The sequence below is a fragment of the Ruegeria sp. BF12 genome, assembly GCF_056538705.1.
The window spans coordinates 31,494-49,421 of sequence record NZ_JBQFTP010000020.1 but is presented as its reverse complement, the minus strand read 5'-3'; the positions used below and the strand labels follow the sequence as shown (position 1 = coordinate 49,421).

The 17,928-nt window shown below is 57.7% G+C and carries 13 protein-coding genes; 9 read left to right on the top strand and 4 right to left on the bottom strand.

The window, feature by feature from the left end; translation table 11 throughout:
• Positions 1 to 37: 37 nt before the first annotated feature.
• Positions 38 to 1,621, bottom strand: coding sequence for an ABC transporter substrate-binding protein (locus ACR0J0_RS21490; RefSeq protein ID WP_480666031.1), 1,584 nt, complete (start codon positions 1,619 to 1,621; stop codon positions 38 to 40).
• A gap of 227 nt (positions 1,622 to 1,848) precedes the next feature.
• Positions 1,849 to 2,769, bottom strand: coding sequence for a LysR family transcriptional regulator (locus ACR0J0_RS21485; protein ID WP_480666030.1), 921 nt, complete (start codon positions 2,767 to 2,769; stop codon positions 1,849 to 1,851).
• A 344-nt stretch (positions 2,770 to 3,113) separates the two neighbouring features.
• Here ACR0J0_RS21485 and ACR0J0_RS21480 point away from each other — a divergent pair, with 344 nt between their 5' ends.
• Genes ACR0J0_RS21480 through ACR0J0_RS21470 form a run of 3 tightly spaced genes read left to right on the top strand, consistent with a single transcriptional unit; the run spans position 3,114 to position 10,029 of the window.
• Positions 3,114 to 6,845: a beta strand repeat-containing protein gene (locus tag ACR0J0_RS21480; RefSeq protein WP_480666029.1), complete on the top strand. Its 3,732-nt coding sequence runs from the start codon at positions 3,114 to 3,116 to the stop codon at positions 6,843 to 6,845.
• A 59-nt stretch (positions 6,846 to 6,904) separates the two neighbouring features.
• Complete coding sequence (locus ACR0J0_RS21475; protein ID WP_480666028.1) at positions 6,905 to 8,662, top strand: type I secretion system permease/ATPase; 1,758 nt, start codon at positions 6,905 to 6,907, stop codon at positions 8,660 to 8,662.
• Positions 8,659 to 10,029 carry an HlyD family type I secretion periplasmic adaptor subunit gene (locus ACR0J0_RS21470; RefSeq protein ID WP_480666027.1) on the top strand — a complete coding sequence of 457 codons (1,371 nt, stop codon included), beginning with the start codon at positions 8,659 to 8,661 and terminating at the stop codon, positions 10,027 to 10,029. Before ACR0J0_RS21475 ends, ACR0J0_RS21470 begins: the two co-directional genes overlap by 4 nt.
• 81 nt (positions 10,030 to 10,110) lie before the next feature.
• On the opposite strand, the gene ACR0J0_RS21465 is transcribed toward ACR0J0_RS21470, so the two are convergent.
• A complete protein-coding gene (locus ACR0J0_RS21465; protein ID WP_480666026.1) occupies positions 10,111 to 10,728 on the bottom strand; it encodes a TetR/AcrR family transcriptional regulator in 618 nt (205 codons plus the stop codon).
• Positions 10,729 to 10,935: 207 nt separating this feature from the next.
• On the opposite strand from ACR0J0_RS21465, the gene ACR0J0_RS21460 reads away from it, so the two are divergent.
• From ACR0J0_RS21460 to ACR0J0_RS21440, 5 genes are all read left to right on the top strand, one after another.
• Entirely contained in the window at positions 10,936 to 11,865 is a 930-nt protein-coding gene (locus ACR0J0_RS21460; protein WP_480666025.1) for an AEC family transporter, read from the top strand.
• Positions 11,866 to 11,967: 102 nt separating this feature from the next.
• Complete coding sequence (gene fghA / locus ACR0J0_RS21455) at positions 11,968 to 12,801, top strand: S-formylglutathione hydrolase (protein WP_480666024.1); 834 nt, start codon at positions 11,968 to 11,970, stop codon at positions 12,799 to 12,801.
• Positions 12,802 to 12,804: 3 nt separating this feature from the next.
• Positions 12,805 to 14,262: a Si-specific NAD(P)(+) transhydrogenase gene (gene sthA, locus ACR0J0_RS21450; protein WP_480666023.1), complete on the top strand. Its 1,458-nt coding sequence runs from the start codon at positions 12,805 to 12,807 to the stop codon at positions 14,260 to 14,262.
• Positions 14,259 to 14,714 (top strand): YaiI/YqxD family protein, encoded by a 456-nt coding sequence (locus tag ACR0J0_RS21445; protein WP_480666022.1) that lies wholly within the window; start codon positions 14,259 to 14,261, stop codon positions 14,712 to 14,714. Before sthA ends, ACR0J0_RS21445 begins: the two co-directional genes overlap by 4 nt.
• Before the next feature lie 143 nt (positions 14,715 to 14,857).
• The gene (locus tag ACR0J0_RS21440; RefSeq protein ID WP_480666021.1) at positions 14,858 to 15,478 is read left to right on the top strand and encodes an HAD family hydrolase; all 621 of its coding nucleotides are present in this window, start codon (positions 14,858 to 14,860) and stop codon (positions 15,476 to 15,478) included.
• Position 15,479: 1 nt separating this feature from the next.
• Here the strand turns inward: ACR0J0_RS21440 and ACR0J0_RS21435 are convergent, their stop codons facing one another.
• Positions 15,480 to 16,718, bottom strand: a complete 1,239-nt coding sequence (locus ACR0J0_RS21435) for an MFS transporter (protein WP_480666020.1) — start codon at positions 16,716 to 16,718, stop codon at positions 15,480 to 15,482.
• 146 nt (positions 16,719 to 16,864) lie between these two features.
• Here ACR0J0_RS21435 and zapE point away from each other — a divergent pair, with 146 nt between their 5' ends.
• Positions 16,865 to 17,923, top strand: a complete 1,059-nt coding sequence (zapE, locus tag ACR0J0_RS21430; RefSeq protein ID WP_480666019.1) for a cell division protein ZapE — start codon at positions 16,865 to 16,867, stop codon at positions 17,921 to 17,923.
• The last annotated feature ends 5 nt before the right edge of the window (positions 17,924 to 17,928 follow it).

Genomic DNA, 17,928 nt, shown 5'->3' with positions numbered 1-17,928 from the left:
GCCACCCGATGGGCGGCTCCGGCAAGTGAGTGGTGATTTATTCGACGCTCACACCGTAGAAGATGTGACCGCCAAGCGGGTGCACCTTGTAGCCCTGAACCTTGTTGTTCATCGGCATGTAAACAACCGAGTGTGCGATGGTCGCCCAGGGGGCCTGCTCTTTGAAGATGACCTGAGCCTCTTCGTACAGCTTGGCACGCTCAGCCTGGTCCGTGGACTGCTTGGCCTTGAGGATCAAATCTTCGAATGGCTCGTGGCACCATTGTGCACGGTTTGACGCTTCGCGACCGTCACAACCAAGCAGAACTGCCAGGAAGTTGTCTGGGTCGCCATTGTCGCCGGTCCAACCCAGCAGAACGGCGCCGTCACGGTTCAGATCTTTCGAACGCGACAGGTACTCACCCCATTCGTAGGACACGATCTCGACATCGACACCGATCTTGGCGAAATCCGCCTGAATCAGTTCAGCCATACGACGTGCGTTCGGGTTGTACGGACGCTGTACGGGCATCGCCCAGACCTTCATCGACAGGTCCGAAACACCTTCGGCCTCCAGCATCGCCTTGGCAGCTTCGGGATCATAGGCGTCGTCGGTGATGGCGTCGTTATAGCCCCACATGGTCGGCGGGATCGGGTTCTTCGCAACCTGGCCCGAGCCCTGGAACACGACGTCAATGATGGCGTTCTTGTCGATTGCCATGTTCAGCGCCTTGCGGACGTTCGGGTTGTCGAACGGCGCCATGGTCGTGTTGTAGGCCAGATAGCCGACGTTCAGACCTTCCTGCTCCATCATGTTGATGTCAGCATCATCCTTCATCGCCTGAATATCGGCGGGGTTCGGATACGGCATGATGTGGCATTCGCCTGCCTTCAGCTTTTGATACCGAACCGAGGCATCCGGAGTGATCGCAAAGATCAGGTTTTCAACCGCCGCAGGGTCTTTCCAGTAGTCGGCATTCTGGGCATAGCGGATCACGGCGTCTTTCTGGTACGCCAAGAACGAGAACGGCCCGGTGCCGATCGGTGCGGTGTTCAGCTTTTCAGGTGTGCCCGCTTCCATCATCGCATCCGCATATTCCGCGGACAGGATCGATGCGAAGTCCATCGCCATGTTGGCGACGAACGGAGCTTCGGGCTTGGTCAGAGTGAATTTCACAGTGTAGTCGTCGATCTTTTCGATGGACTCCACTAGGTCGGGCATACCCATACCCTTGAAATATTCCCAGGTGCCGCCCGAAACTTGGTTATAGGGGTGGCTGTCGTCCTTCTGACGCATGAACGAAAAGATCACGTCGTCGGCGTTGAAGTCGCGGGTTGGAGTGAATTCGTCATTCGAATGGAACTTGACGCCCTGACGCAGCTTGAACGTGTATTCCAAACCGTCATCGCTGGCTTCGACGCTTTCCGCCAGACCCGGGATCACGTTGGTCGTACCGGTTTCGAATTCAAGCAGGCGGTTATAGATCGGATGCGACGAGGCATCAAAGGTGGTACCGGCCGTAAACAGCGCCGGATCGAACCCTTCAGGTGAACCTTCTGAACAATAAACCAGCGTGTTTGCATGCGCGGCCGCGCTGGACAGGGCAATTGCCGCTGTTGCAGCCAATAGTCTAAGTTTCATGATTGTCTCCCAGAAATATTTTCGTTCGGCTTTCGCGTTGCTTTTATTTGCCAAGCAATCAAAGACGACTCTCATCGCCGCGAAATCTGTGCTCAATGTATCCAAAATACAAAATCCATTGTCAACTCACTTTGAGAGCCTGAACAATTCGCGGAATCAACGACGGGATGCGGCCTTTCGCATGCCCCATACAGGAACGACAAGCAAACAAATCCGGGGGTAACGCGCTACTGGGTGAAGGTAGGCGTCACACCGACCGGAGGGTTGCCCCGAATATACGCGCCGATACGGTTCAGCAAGGGTCGCCTCGGGCATCCGGGGCGGGTGGCTGCACCAAGATTGCGCAGGTGGCCAGGGGCGTCAAAAGGGATAAAGCATATCGGCCACTTGTCCCGTTTGAACTGTTCTGCCGCCAATGCTGAAACGATGGTACAATCGTCCGAGTGGCAGATATGTCGGCAGATCGTCTCAAATCTCAAAGCGCTCAGATCAAACCGCTTGCTGACCCGGAACGCCGGATCGGCTTTGGGCAACCGATCCTCAAGCTCATAGCCAAAGCTGTGAGGAAGCCGGATGAAGTCATGTGGTGGCACGTCCTCGGGCGCGATAGACGGCAGAGTACATAACGGGTGCCCTTCGCGCAGGGCCAGAAACAGCGGCTCGGTCCAGATCGATGTGAAATCCAAGGCCGCGCTGTTATTGACCTGAGCAACCAAAGCCAGATCCAGCCGGTGGTCCTCGACCATATCCAGCATATTCTGCGGAAGGTCCTCTATCATCGTAACACGCATGCGCGGGAAGAGATCGCTGAACAGTTCAGAGAAATACTGCGTCAAATAAGGCGCCAGGGTTGGCGTCATGCCGATCCGGAAAGGAACGGCCTCAGGATCGCGAAACTCGGTCGCCGTATCGCGAATTTTCTGAGCGTCCGAAAGGATGCTGTCAGCGATCCGCAGAATACGCTGACCAAACGCGGTTGGGCGCACTTCGTTGTTGAGCCGCAGGAACAATTCGACACCCAGTTCCTGTTCCAGCTTCTTGATCTGGTTCGACAACGCGGGCTGCGAAACGTTGCAAGCAACCGCCGCCTGACTGAACTGGCCATGCTTTGCAATGGCAAGCACGTATTCCAAATCCCTGAAATTCATCCGCTCAATCTCTCTGCGGTCGTTCAAATGACGGCCCAAAGCCGCTCTCTTCATACCGCAAAGCAGGCCCGGCTGCAGGAAATCGAGATCAATTCCACTGACAAAACTGTCAACCGGCGCATGCGAATAGAAGTTCGCGAAAGGTCATGACGCCGTAACGCGATGATTTTTCGGCATGTAAACATGTCAGTTCTCACGAAGATCGTGAGTATTCGCATTGGTTATAGCTCCGATTTGCAGGATGAATTTCAGCGGACCCGGGGTGCCCTCTACCCCTTTGTTACGTGGAACGCCCAGACAAACGGGCGGGCTGCCAAACGTAACAATTTTTGACGGAGTACCTCATGCTGTCCCAACTTCTGACAAGCCTGCGCTCTCGTCTCTTGACCACGTCTACATTGGCGCAAGAGACAACACGTGACGGCCAAACCCTTTTCAACAACTTCTTTCAAAGCACGGTGTTGGATGACACCCCGGCTTTTGTTCTGGCAAACGACTCTTCCCGCCTGCTGAACTTTGGAGAGATCGTTACCAACAACGCCGTTGCAGCCGTTCAGGCACAGGGCGAGGACGTCGATGTCTTTAACTTCCGTTCTGGCCGGATCGAGGCCAATAGCGGCTTGGACGCTTTGGCCACCGGTATTCAGGTCACCGGCAGCGCCGCTGTACGCAACTTCGGCGAGATCGCCGGTGAATTTAACGGTGTCCAGTTTGCCGGAGCAGGCAGCTCGGGCAGTCTGGACAACTTTCGTGGCGGAGTGATCAGCTCGGACAGCCGTGCCGTGGATATTCAGGGTCAGGGCATCGATGTGCGCAACTTCGGTGACATCATCGGGACCGGTGATCAACGTAACGGTACGATCTACACCAACAGCACGGCCGAAGACATTTCGATTTCGAACTTTTCGGGCGGCACGATTGATGCGGGCGAAGGCAACCAGGGTGCCGGTATCTCTCTGCAGATCGGTGACGAGGTTGGTGATCGCGTTGAAACAGACGTTTTCAACGGTTTCGGCGCAACAATTCAAGGCCGTGGTCAAGCGGCGGCGAACACCGGTCTGGCTGGTGATGGTATCCGCATCGACAATGGCGCTGATGGCACCATTCTGGAAACCGAAATCGTCAACAGCGGCCTGATCTCAACCGAAAGCAATCAGGGCACCGCCGCTAGGATCCGCATCGCGGACGGCGCAAACACCGATGGCGAGATCCTGAACACCTCGACCGGCGTGATCGAAGGTCCTCGAAATGGCCTGTATATCGGCGATGGCGAGCATGACCTGGATGTGCTGAACTTCGGCACCATCCAATCCGGCAGCCGAGCCGTGAACATCGACGGCTCAGGCGTTGATCTGATCAATGGCGGTGACATCCTGGGCACCGGTGATCAACGCAACGGAACTGTGTATGCGGATGACACCGCCAGAGATTTCTCGATCAACAACCTTGCGACAGGCTCGATTGACGCGGGCGAGCACAATGACGGTGCGGGTATCTCGTTGTCGTTGGCCGAAGATGGCAATGGCGAGGTCGAGGTCCAGAACGCCGGCACCATTTCGGGGCGTGGGAACGCAGGTGCAGGGTTGGGCACCGCGGGCGATGGCATCCGGTTGGAAGGTGCACGGCTTGAAGGCGGAGGATTTGGCTCTGCCCTGTTCGAAGGCACGATCACAAATAGCGGCTCGGTCACATCAGAAGGTGCAAACGGAACCGTTGGCGCGTTTCGCGCAGTCAACAACGTCAATTTCCAGGGCGAGCTGATCAACGAAGCGACCGGTGTTTTCGCAGGCGTTCAGAACGGCGTTTACTTCGGCACCGGTGACCATACTGGCGGTTCGTTTGTAAACCGAGGCACCGTGTCTTCGGACAGCCGCGCTCTGAACATAGACGGCGCCGGCCTGCAGATTGAAAACGAAGGGTCCATTCTGGGCACCGGCGATCAGCGCAATGGAACGGCCTACGCGGACGGCACGGCGGACGACTTTGCGGTCGTCAATTCGGGCCGGATCGACGCTGGCGACTGGAACCAGGGTTCGGGCTTTGGCGCCGAAATCGGCGAGGCAGCGGACGGCGCGAACACGTTCAGGCTCGACAACACGGGCGTCATCCAGGGCCGCGGCAACGCGGGTGCTGCCACGTCGCAGGCTGGCGATGGAGTGCGTATTGGAAATGTAGGCAACGCCGGCACGACCGATGCAACGATTACCAACACCGGCGAAATTGCGTCGGAAGGCGCCAACGGAAGCGTGGCTGGGGTACGCGTGGTCAACGGGGTGAACTTCCAGGGCACACTCACCAACGCGGGGATCATCTCAGGCGTTCAAAACGGTGTCTACTTCGGCACCGGTGATCACGCTGGCGGTTCGTTCGTGAACGAAGGCCTTGTGTCTTCGGGCAGCCGCGCGCTGAACATCGATGGCGATGGCCTCGTAGTTGAAAACTCGGGAACGATCCTTGGCACCGGCGACCAGCGGAATGGCACCGTTTATGCCGATGGCACCGCCGATAACTACACCTTTACCAACACCGGTCTGGTCGATGCAGGCGAGGGTAACAACGGCTCAGCGGTTTCTTTGCAAACCGGTGATGTGTCGGGTGACGTTGTATCAGCTGCGATCTTGAACGAAGGGGTCCTGCAAGGCCGTGGCGACGCCGTTGAAGGCAACCAGGTCGGCGACGGTCTGCGCCTGTTCAGCAGCCAAGACGATGCGTCCTTTGCTGGCGTTGTCGTCAACGAAGGCCTGATCGCCGGTTCCGAGGACTCGGATGCTGCTGCGGGCGTCCGCGTGGACGGGGGTTTGAACCTGCTGGGAGCGATCCTGAACGAAGGTGAAATCCGCGGCACGGTCAATGCGATCGACGCTTCGGAAGCCGGTACGGTGACAATCGTCAATGACGATGAAGGCGTCATCAATGGCAACGTTCTGCTTAGCGATGGTGAAGACATCTTTGTCGACTTTGGGACCACCAATGGTGACATCAACGGTGGCGCTGGTGACGACGTTCTGATCGCGGGAGATGCGGACAATGTCCTGACCGGCGGTCTGGGCAATGACTTCATCGACGGTGGCGAAGGCACTGACACGGCCGACTTCTCGGATCAGGATGTCACGGTTGAGGTCCGTCTTGATGCCAATGGCAACGGAACCGCAGTACGTGACACTGGCTTCAACGTATCAATCGTGGATGCGGTCGTCGCCGCGCCGGACCAGTTCGGGTCGAACATCGCCGACGGCGCTGCATTTGTTGAACAAGCAGTTCAGGGCAACTTGTACTACAACATCCACACCGAAGATTTCCCTGCCGGGGAAATCCGTGGGCAGCTGCTTGTCGATAGCGACGTGACCGAGAATGGCGTCCGCACCGTGTCCTTGAGCGGCGGTCTGGATGCGGCGCAAGAGCCTGGACCGACATCGGACAGCGCCGCCACCGGAAACGCTACTGTTGTCATCACCCACAACCTTGCAACAGGCCAAGTCACCTATTCCAGCGAGCTGAGCGTCGTCGGTCTGAACGAAGCCGATCTGAACACGCCGATCCCCGGTGTTGTATCAGCCATCCATCTGCACAATGCACCTACCGGGGCAAATGGCCCGGTTGTGCAGGACACGCTGGTGGATGCGGGCGCGACGCTGGATGCCGATGCCACCGATGGCACCGGCGTCATCGGGCAAGACGTGGTCGAGAACCAGGTAGAAACCGACATTCTGTTCTCGATCGAAAACGTCATCGGCTCAAACGATGGTGACGTGATCGTCGGGAGCGGTCTGAAAAATGTCCTGAACGGAGGAGATGGCGACGATCTGCTGAACGGTGAGGGCGGCAATGATGTCCTGATCGGTGGCGCAGGTGCAGACACCTTCCTGTTCCAGGGCACGTTTGGCGACGACACCGTCACGGACTTCGAAACTGGCGTGGACAGAATCCAGGTCGGCGATCTGGGTCCGGAATTCGACGGTGAACAGAACGCCGTTCAGGATGGTGAGGACGCTGTGATCAGCTTTGGCGACGCCGGGTCGATCCGCCTGGCCGGCATCGATGTCGCTGACCTGAACGAAAACGACTTCATCGTCTAACCGATCGACAGCGGGGCGGCCTGGACTGCCCCGTTTGCCCAACCGGAAAGGGTTCCCTGATGTTCCATATAGCCAATCCCGTCAAAACCGCCTGGGGCTCGCTGCGCAAGGGCTTTGTCGCGGTGGCCTTTTTCAGCTTGTTTCTGAACCTTCTAATGCTGGCCGGACCACTTTACATGCTGCAGGTCTATGACCGTGTTCTGACCAGCCAGAATGTCGATACGCTGATCGCCTTGTCCCTTCTGCTGGCCGGCGTGTTCGTCGTTGTCGCCTGCCTTGACCTGACACGCATGCGCATTCTTGGCCGTCTGGCCGCCCGCTTTGAACTCAGCGTCGGCGCTCCGGTCCTTGGCGCTGCCATGCGCCGTCGTGTGCAAGGAGAAAGCAAAGCCGGAGAAAACCTTGTTGAGGACGTGAACGGCTTTCGCGAGTTCATTTCGGGCACCACTCTGACAGCTTTTTTCGATGCACCGTGGATTCCGGTGTATCTTTTGACACTTTTTGTTCTGCACCCCTATCTGGGCCTGCTTGGATTGGTCGGAGCGCTGACGCTGACGGTCATGGCGCTGATCAACAACGCCCGTGCCCGCTCTCCCATGCAATTGGCTTCACAGGCGCGCGGACGTTCGGACGCTCTTTTCAGTACAAGCGACAAACACGCCGAACTGGTCCATGCGCTTGGCATGGAAGCAGATCTGCGGCGACGCTGGGCGTCGCTTCAGGCCGACGCACATCAGCACAAAACCCGGGCTGCCGATCGGGTCACCAGCTTTTCAGTTATGTCCAAGACCGTTCGGATGGGTTTGCAGTCAGCCATTCTGGGCCTTGGTGCAGCGCTTGCCATCACCGGTGAAACCACCGCTGGCGTCATGATTGCCGCCACCATCATTCTTGCCCGCGCCCTGGCACCGATCGACCAACTGATCGGCCAGTGGCGTACATTTCTGGCTGCGCGCGGCTCTTATTCCAAGTTGAAAAAGCTGACTGAAGAGTTTGGCGAGGCGCCACCCAACCTACACCTGCCACGCGCGTTCAAGTCATTGGACGTCAGGATTGCACAGGCTGGACCACCGCGCGCCATAAATGCCTCGCTCCGCGGGATCGACTTTAGTCTGACGCCCGGGGACGTGCTGGCCGTCATCGGGCACAGTGGCTCGGGCAAGACCACGCTGGGCAAGATGCTGGCGGGTATCTGGCACCCGCAAAGGGGCGAAGTTTTGCTGGACGGCACTCCAATGTCCAAATGGAATCAAGAAGATCTCGGCAAGCAGATCGGATACCTTCCGCAGGATGTCGAACTGTTCGACGGCACGATCCGTGAAAACATCGGGCGGTTTTCCATTTCAATCGACGACACCGAAGTCCTGCGCGCCGCCCGCGAAGCCGGAGTGCACGAGATGATCAGCAGCTTACCGGACGGATATGACACCCGTATCGGTCGCAGTTTCTTTTTGTCCGGTGGTCAACGTCAGCGGCTGGCGCTGGCCAGGGCACTTTACGGCGATCCGTTTGTTCTAATCCTGGATGAACCAAACTCGGATCTGGACGCCGAAGGTGAACAAGCCCTGCGTGACGCGATTATTGCAGCTCAGGCACGCGGCGCGATCACCATTGTCATGACCCACCGTCCGGCGACTTTACAGGTTGCCAACAAGGTCATGGTTCTGCGCAACGGGTCCCAGACGCAGTTCGGAGATAAGGACGACGTTCTAAAGGTCAATCGCCGCAATGTGTTGAACAATCCAGCGCAACCTGATGCGAAACAACCCGCATTTCGCCCGGCCAAAGCAACTCAGATCACCGGAGCCACCCAATGACACAGATGATCCAACTCTCTCATCCCCTCAACTCCTTTACCGTGCGCGACGCAGAATTCGTGGAAATCCCGGACAATTCTTCAGGGATCAAACGCTATGTTCTGTTCGGACTTCTTACACTGACGGCCTTTGTCGGGGGCAGCGTTTACTGGGCTGTCGCCTCCAAGCTGGATGGAGCCGTGGTTGCGCCCGCCTCTTTCGTGGTCGAGGGTGATCGCAAAACGGTCGAGCACCTGGATGGCGGCATAATTGACTCGATCCTTGTGGCGGACGGTGAGTTCGTACAGGCGGGGCAGCCCCTCGTGCGGCTCGACAGCACGGAAATCGACGTAGACCTGAGCGTTCTGGGCAGCCAGTTGGGTGAATTGTCCGTGCGCCGCGCGCGTTTGTTGGCGCAAATGAGCGGGAACGAACAGTTCGACGAACCCATGGCTCTGGCAGGTTTCTGGGATGGCATGGACCGCCTGCATTGGGTGTCCCCGTATCTGACGCAAAAACAGCTGTTCGACGCCGAAGCCCGCGCCAGACGAACAGAAGCGCAGATCAACGCGCAGCGCATTCAGGGTCTGCGCAACCAGATCGCCGGGCTGAACGAACAACGCAGTGCCACTCAAAACCAGATCGGTATTACCCAGGTCGAACTCTCCAACCTTCAGTCCTTGCTGGCCAAGGGGCTGGTTGCCGTGACGCGGGTCAGCGCGCGACAGATCGAGCTGGAACGTCTGGGTGGCGTTGACGCATCGCTACGCACCCAGATTGCTCAGGCGGAGGATCAGGTACGGGAAATGCAGCTGGCTTTGATCAGTCAGCAAAAGCTGCGCGAGGAGGTGATTGCCGGAGAACTGGCTGTGGTCGACGCCCAACTTGATTTGATCCAGTCTCAATTCAAGGGCGCATCCGAGCGTCTGAAACGAACGCATGTATTGGCGCCAACCAGTGGGCGGGTCGTCAATCTGGCCGTGTCCACAACCGGGGGCGTCATTCGACCGGGCGAACCGATCATGGATATCGTGCCGGCTGATCAGGCTTTGATCGTCGAGGCGCGGATCAAAACCGGGGACATAGACAAGTTGCACATTGGTCAAACGACGCGCATTCGCTTGTCAGCCTTCGCGCAAGCCGATGTACCCGAGGCCAGTGGCCGGATCTTTGACATCTCAGCCGACGCGTTGGAGGACGATCGCACGGGCGAGCCATATTTCAAGGCTCGGGTAAAACTGGACTCCGATCAGCCCACGGAAGTTGCCGAACTGGAGCTGGTGCCGGGAATGCCTGCAGATCTGTTCGTGAATACCGGCGAGCGAGCGGTGATCAGTTACCTGTCGCAACCGATCAGCGACCGGCTGGCCAAGACCTTTATCGAGTGAATGGTCGAGCCCGTGGCCGGTTGCCGGTGACGGGCTCAGATGCAGGCCGATATCCCGCAAACCGCTGCGAAGTTTTGTTGTTCAGACACCGTAACGAGCCATGAACATATCGACTGCCTGTAATGCAATTTCGTCGATTTCCGCCTTGGAAAAGCTCTTCTGGACTCCGATTGCGGCACGGGTCCAGATTCTGACCTTACACAGTTCGCTAAACTGCTCGGCCGCCATCTGAAGATCGTCGATTGCCAGTTCGCCCTTGTTGACCGCCTTCTCCAGATACTCGACCATCTTGCGCTGGCCATTCTGTGGACCGGCTTCATAGAAAGTCTGACCAAGCTCTGGAAACCGGCTGCGTTCAGCAATGCAGATACGGAACATTTGTTGCGAGAAATCCGAAACCAAAAATGCGGTGAGTTCCGTCGCGGCAATCATCAGGACTTCGCGTGCTGGCTTGCAATCGTCGACCATGGCGACGACGTTCTCGGCCATCCGTTTGCACTCGACCTGGGCGACCTCCATGAACAACAGGCGTTTATCCGGGAAATAGCTGTAAAGCGTTGCCTTGGAGACCCCTGCGGCGCGCGCAATATCATCGACGCTTGCGCCTTCGAAACCGTCCGCCATGAAAACCTCTCGGGCTCCGCGCAGTACCTGATCAAATTTTCGGCCTGTACGTAGGATGGCGGTCGCTTCGGTCATGTGCTCTCCTTGGGTTGTATGGATGACAAATGTATAAACCGTTCAGTTCAGATACAACGATTCGCACACATCCATTGAGAGCGACAACTGGATTTACGCTGGGTTTTCCCTTGTGAGACCCAACGAAATCTCCAATCGAGACATCAAAATGATGCGACCGGGCAGGCTGGACTTGCGGCCCGCAAAATCCGTGCTACCACTCAGGGCATGGTCGATATCTTCCTGCGCACATTGCCCTTTTTCGCGATCATCGGCCTGGGATACTGGGCCGGGCGCAGCCGGTTCTTCTCGGAAGAAGCCACCGCCTATCTGACCAAGTTCGTTTTTTACTTTGCCCTGTCGGCGATGCTGTTTCGATTTGCCGCCACCCTGCCCTTTGCCGAGATTTTCAACGCCCGGTTGGTCGTGGGGTACCTAATTGGCACCGCAGCCGTGTATGCGCTGGCCACTCTTGTCGCCTGGATACGGCGGCTCGACATCCCAACTGCTGCTGTCGAGGCGCAATGCGCCGCAATCGGCAACGTTGGATTTCTGGGCCTGCCTATGCTGGCGCTGTTGTTTACCGAAGCGGCCATTGGCCCGGTGATGCTGGTTCTGACTGTCGATCTGGTGGTTTTTTCATCCCTGATCGTCATCCTGATCAACGGTGGGCGCGATGGTCGGTTGACGCCCGCAACTTTTCGCCTGATCGGGATCGGTCTGCTCAAGAACCCAATGATCGTTTCGATTTCTGCAGGTCTGCTCTGGTCTGCATTCCAAGTCCCTGTCCCGGCCCCGCTGAACGATTTTCTAACGATTTTGGGTGGCGCAGCCACGCCGGGTGCACTGTTCGCGATCGGCGCGTCTCTGGCCAGCAAATCCGCCGAACGCGTTCAGATCGCCGGATGGCTGAGTTTTTGCAAACTGGTTATTCACCCGGTTTGCGTCGCCATCGTTCTGCTCTGGCTTTTACCAGTGGCCACGTTCCCAGCGTCCGTCGCCATCGCCGCCGCTGCGTTGCCGGTGGCGGGCAATGTCTACATGCTGGCTGCGCACTACGGCGTCGCTCCGCATAGAGCGTCCGCCGCAATCCTGTTGTCAACAGCCGCAAGCATCCTGACGGTGCCGCTCGTCATAGCTTGGGTGGGTACACCCTGATCGCCAGCTTGTGAAAAATAGCCACGGGCAAGGCACTCAGTCTTTACGTATTGGCCGTGTAAGGATAGCCATGGCGCAAACCCAACGTAAGGACAAAACCAGATGGAAACCATTTCGGAAAATGCATGTTTTGGAGGCGTTCAGGGTGTCTACCGTCACGCCTCGACCGCGTGCAAATGCGACATGACTTTTGGCCTGTTCCTGCCAGCTGAGGCCAAGGACGGTCCGGTGCCGGTCCTTTGGTATCTGTCCGGACTGACCTGCACCCATGAAAACGCTATGACCAAGGCAGGTGCTCAGGCATGGGCGGCAGAGCAAGGCATTGCCGTGGTATTTCCTGACACGTCGCCGCGTGGTGAAGGAGTTTCTGATCACGAAGATTACGATCTGGGTCAGGGCGCCGGGTTCTATGTGAACGCAACGCAAGAGCCTTGGGCTCCGCATTTCAACATGTGGGACTACGTGGCTGAGGAACTGCCTGCGCTGCTGCTCGAGAACTTTGCCATCGACGGAGACCGTCAGGCCATCACCGGCCATTCGATGGGCGGCCACGGAGCGTTGACACTGGCCTTGAGCCTGCCGGGGCGGTTCCGGTCCGTGTCCGCTTTTGCGCCGATTTCCAACCCCACTGGTGCGGATTGGGGTCGCAAGCAACTGAGCGCCTATCTGGGCGATGATCAGTCCGTTTGGAACAAGCATGACTCTTCGGTACTGATGAGGGAAAAGGGCTTCGACGGCCCAGTGCTGATCGACACAGGCGCAAATGACCAGTTCATCGACCTGCTGCGCCCCGAGACTCTGGCGCAGGCGATTGCCGAACGTCGCCAGCAGGCAACGTTCCGTCTGCAGCCGGGCTATGACCACTCCTATTTCTTCGTGTCGACCTTTATGGAAGACCACATCACATTCCACGCCGAAGCGTTGTACGGGGACTGAGGCATGAGCAAGTACGACTATGACCTGATCATCATCGGGTCTGGCCCTTCGGGGCGGGCGGCAGCGATTCAGGCGGGCAAACTGAAACGCCGTGTTCTGGTAATCGACCGCAAGGACAGGTTGGGCGGCGTGTCGGTGCATACCGGCACCATTCCGTCCAAGACCCTGCGCGAAACGGTGCTGAACCTGTCGGGCTGGCGTGAGCGCAGCTTTTATGGCCGTTCCTACAGGGTCAAGGACCAGATCCGCGCCGAGGATCTGAAGGCCCGTCTGCACATGACGCTGGACCACGAAGTCGATGTATTGGAGCACCAGTTCAACCGAAACCACGTGGAAACGTTGAACGGGCTGGCCAAGTTTATCGGCCCGCATGAGGTCGAAGTTGCCACCGATGCAGGCGAAACCACACGTCTGACGGCGGCGAAGTTCCTGATCGCCACAGGCACTAAAACATACCGCCCGGATTATGTACCATTCAATGGCAAAACTGTTGTGGACGGCGATGACTTTCTGGAAATGGCGGAAATTCCACGCTCGCTGGTCGTGATTGGTGCCGGAGTTATTGGCGTGGAATATGCCACCATGTTCTCGGCGCTGGATGTGCGGGTGACGCTGATCGAACCACGGGATACGTTCCTTGACTTCATCGACAGCCGGTTGATCCACGATTTCACCCATCAGATCCGCGAAAACGGCGTGGACCTGCGGCTTGGATCGGCCGTGGAAAAGATCGAAGACGCAGGCAGCCACGTTGAGGTGACACTTGAAAATGGCCGCCATGTCCGGGCCGAGATGCTGCTGTTTGCCGCTGGCCGCATGGGCGCGACGTCGGCATTGAATCTGGAAGCCGTCGGTTTGGAAACCGACCACCGCAATCGGATCAACGTAGACCGAAAGACATACCAAACCGCCGTACCGCATATCTATGCGACCGGGGATGTGATCGGGCACCCGTCTTTGGCGTCCACTTCACTGCAACAGGGTCGTGTTGCGGCTTGTCACGCGCTGGAAACCCCGACCCTGCCGGAAAGTCCCTGGTACCCTTACGGCATCTATTCGGTGCCCGAGATTTCTACCTGCGGAATGTCCGAGGAAGAGTTGCAGGAGCGCGGCATTCCTTACGAGGTCGGCGTGGCCCGGTTCCGCGAAACCTCTCGCGGACATATCATGGGGCTGGAACATGGCATGCTGAAGATGCTGTTTTCACTCAAAACCCGCCGGGTGCTGGGCGTGCAGATCGTGGGTGAAGGCGCAACGGAATTGATCCATATCGCTCAGGCCGTTCTGAACCTGAAGGGCACCGTGGACTACTTCGTGCAGAACACGTTCAACTATCCGACCCTGGCTGAAGCCTATAAAATCGCAGGTCTGGACGCGTTTAACCGGATGCCGATCCCTGAAGAGTTCAAGGTCCGCAAAAAGGCGCCAGAACCAGCCAAAAAAGAGGCCAAGAAAGCGTGACGACTCTTTATGTCGATGGTGATGCCTGCCCGGTGAAGGCCGAGGCCGAACGTGTTGCCACACGGCACAAGATCCCGATGGCCCTGGTCTCGAACGGTGGGCTTCGGCCATCGGCAAACCCTCTGGTACAAGTCGTGATTGTATCAGAGGGCGCGGATGAAGCGGACAAATGGATCGCTGAACGCTGCGGTCACGGGGATGTTGTGGTCACATCGGATATCCCGTTGGCCGCAAAATGTGTTGAGGCCGGGGCACGTGTCCTGCGCCCCAACGGCGAGGTGTTTACGGCAACAAATATCGGGCAACAGCTGGCGATGCGCGACCTGATGGCTGATCTGCGCGCCGCCAACCCGCTAGGCGCCGGCGGCGGCGGCAAACCGTTCGGCAAGGCTGATCGGTCCCGATTTCTGGATGCTTTGGAACGGGAATTGAGGGCAGCGCAGCGGGGTTAGTGCTCCCGCCCGCCAAAGTCGCATCGAAGATGCGCCTTCTCCGGTTGGGCCAGGCAGCGCTGCGCGCTGCGGTCGGGCCTTGATTAATGCTGTTGAGATTGGTGCAGTCCGGTCAATCAGAGATTGAAGAAACAGGTGCACACATGTCGGTAGAGGCCGTGATTTTTGACATTGGGAACGTGCTGATCGAATGGCAACCCGAGCGCTACTATGACCGGGTCATAGGGGAAGATCGTCGCCGCGCCATGTTCCGGGAAGTTGATCTGCACGGGATGAATGACCTGGTCGATCAGGGACATCACTTCACCGATACGATCTACAACTGGGCCGAGAAATACCCCGAGTGGCGCGATGAAATCCGCATGTGGCACGATAAGTGGATCGAACTTGCCGCACCGGAAATTCCGCATTCGGTTCGGTTGCAACGCGCTTTGCGGGCGAACGGCGTACCGGTTTTTGCCCTTACCAATTTCGGAGTGCAAAACTTTGACTATGCAACCACGGTCTATCCCTTCCTCAACGAATTCGACAAACAATACGTCTCAGGCCGGATGCAAACCGTGAAGCCCCACGTTCCGATCTACGAAATGGTCGAGGCCGATTGCGGTCTGCCACCCGAGGCCCTTCTGTTTACCGATGACAGGATCGACAACATCGAAACAGCCCGGGCGCGCGGCTGGCAAACGCACCACTTCACCGGGCCTCAGGGATGGGCAGACCGCCTCGTGAAAGAATGTCTTCTGACGCCGGAGGAGGCCGTTTAACTCAGGCTGCGACCACCGTCGTACGGTTCTCGCGAATGGGCAAGTGAACAATGGCGCTAAATGCCCCAATGGCGACGCCGATCCACCAGACCATGGTGTAGTCTCCGTACTGGTCGTACATACGCCCGCCCAGCCAGACGCCGAGGAAGCTGCCAATTTGGTGGCTGAGGAAGATGATCCCGTACAGCGTGCCCATGTAGCGCAATCCATAAAGATGCGCGACCAGCCCCGATGTTAACGGCACAGTTGCCAGCCAGAGCGAGCCCATGATCAGCGAAAACACGATCACCGACAGCGGCGTGATCGGGAACACTATGAAGGCCGCTGCCGCAACTGTGCGCAAGGTGTAAACCGTTGCCAACAGGTATTTCTTCGGGAAGTGGTTCCCGGCCCAACCTGCCAGCAGCGTGCCAGCTATGTTTGCCATCCCGATCAAAGAGATCGACACAGCCCCCAGCGCCGAAGTGGTCGTGATGCCAATCGAATGCAGCATGCCACCGGGTTCGATGGGTCCGCACATCTCGGTTACGAATGCAGGAAAATGGGCCGTAATAAATCCGAGTTGATAGCCGCAGCTGAAAAAGCCCAGAAAGATAAGCGTATAAGAGGGGTCGCGGAAAGCCCTGGTCAGGATTTCCCCCATGCTCTCTTCGATTTCCACCTTACTGGCTGCCTGTGGTGCACGCATGAAAGGAAGCGTCAGAACAAGCGCCAGAATTGCGATGGCAAACACGATGAACACCTGCTGCCATGGCATAAAACTCAACATCCACTCGGCGGCAGGAGCGCCAAGGACCTGCCCGAAACTGCCCGCTGCCGTGACGATCGCCAACGACATGGAGCGGTTCTCATCCGACGAGGCCCGACCGACCACGGCAAGGACCACACCGAACCCTGTCCCTGCGATACCGAAACCGACCAGCCAGGCATACATCTGGTGTTCGAACGGCGTGACCGACCACGCCGATAGCACCATACCGGCGGCATAGGTCAGCGCCCCCAGAACAATAGCGCGACGGTCGCCGACTTTTTCGGCAATCGCACCGAAAATCGGTTGCCCAATGCCCCATGCAAGATTCTGGATCGCAATCGCCATCGAAAAATCCGTGCGCAGCCAGCCAAATTCATCCGCAATTGGAATCTGGAACACGCCAAAAGACGCGCGCACTGCAAAGCTGACCGTAATGATGATACACCCGACGATCAGGATTGGGTTAAGCAGGCGGGCGTATTGGGGCATTGTGACCTCGGACGTTGAGAGGCCAGAAGTTACCCCGTTTGAGTCGCGCGTCAATTCAGGAGTTTTGCGGTCACGGATAAGCAAAATTGATGCGTCCAGGAAATGGCCACTTTTCAACGGTCAAGCCGAACGCTATGCCTCGAAACATGACGGGTTTGATTTCGCTATATGATACGCAGGTCGCCGAAGGCATCCTGACCAGAGACGACGCGCAAGAGGCCGTTCTTCCCCATTTTGAACGTATCCGAGCCGCTTTGGCGCAACCTGTGAAACGCGGGTTGTTCCGCAAGGCGCCACCGCCGCCAAAAGGCCTGTACTTATGGGGCGGAGTCGGGCGTGGAAAATCTATGCTGATGGATATGTTCGTCGACTCGCTTGGCGAAATCCCGGCCCGACGTGTGCATTTTCATGCCTTCATGCAAGAAATCCACGCAGGTATGCACAAGGCTCGCAAGGATGGGGTAGAGGATGCATTAGCCCCCGTCGCCGCCTCGGTTGTGAAGTCGGTGCGAGTGTTGGCGTTTGACGAAATGCAGATCACCGACATCACCGACGCGATGATCGTTGGCCGTCTGTTTGATCTGTTGCATGACGGCGGAGTCGTGGTGGTCACGACATCAAATCGCCACCCGGACGACTTGTACAAGGACGGACTAAACCGGCAGCTTTTCCTGCCCTTCATCGCGCATATCAAAGAACAGTTGGAAGTGTGGGAACTGGTCTCGCCGACCGATTACCGGCAGAACCGGTTGGAGGGCGCTCCGGTTTATTTTACGCCAATCGGGCCGGAAGCGCGCGAGAGCATCCGCAGCGTTTGGAACGATCTGGCAGGGGGCAAGGCCGAACCACTGATCCTGCAAGTCAACGGGCGCGCGGTAGAGCTGCCTGCCTTCCGCAACGGCGTGGCCCGTGCCAGCTTTTACGACCTCTGCGGGCGAATGTTGGGGCCGGCGGATTACCTTGCCGTAGCCGAAGAGGTCAAAGTATTGGTGTTGGAGGACATCCCACGCCTGTCCCGGAACAACTTCAACGAAGCCAAACGCTTCGTCACACTGATCGACGCTCTATATGAGGCGAAGGTCCGGTTGATCTGTTCCGCCGCCGCCGAACCTGAAATGCTGTATGTCGAAGGCGAAGGAACGTTCGAATTCGAACGTACGGCTTCGCGTCTACGTGAGATGCAGGATCAGCATTGGGGCCAGTAACGCCC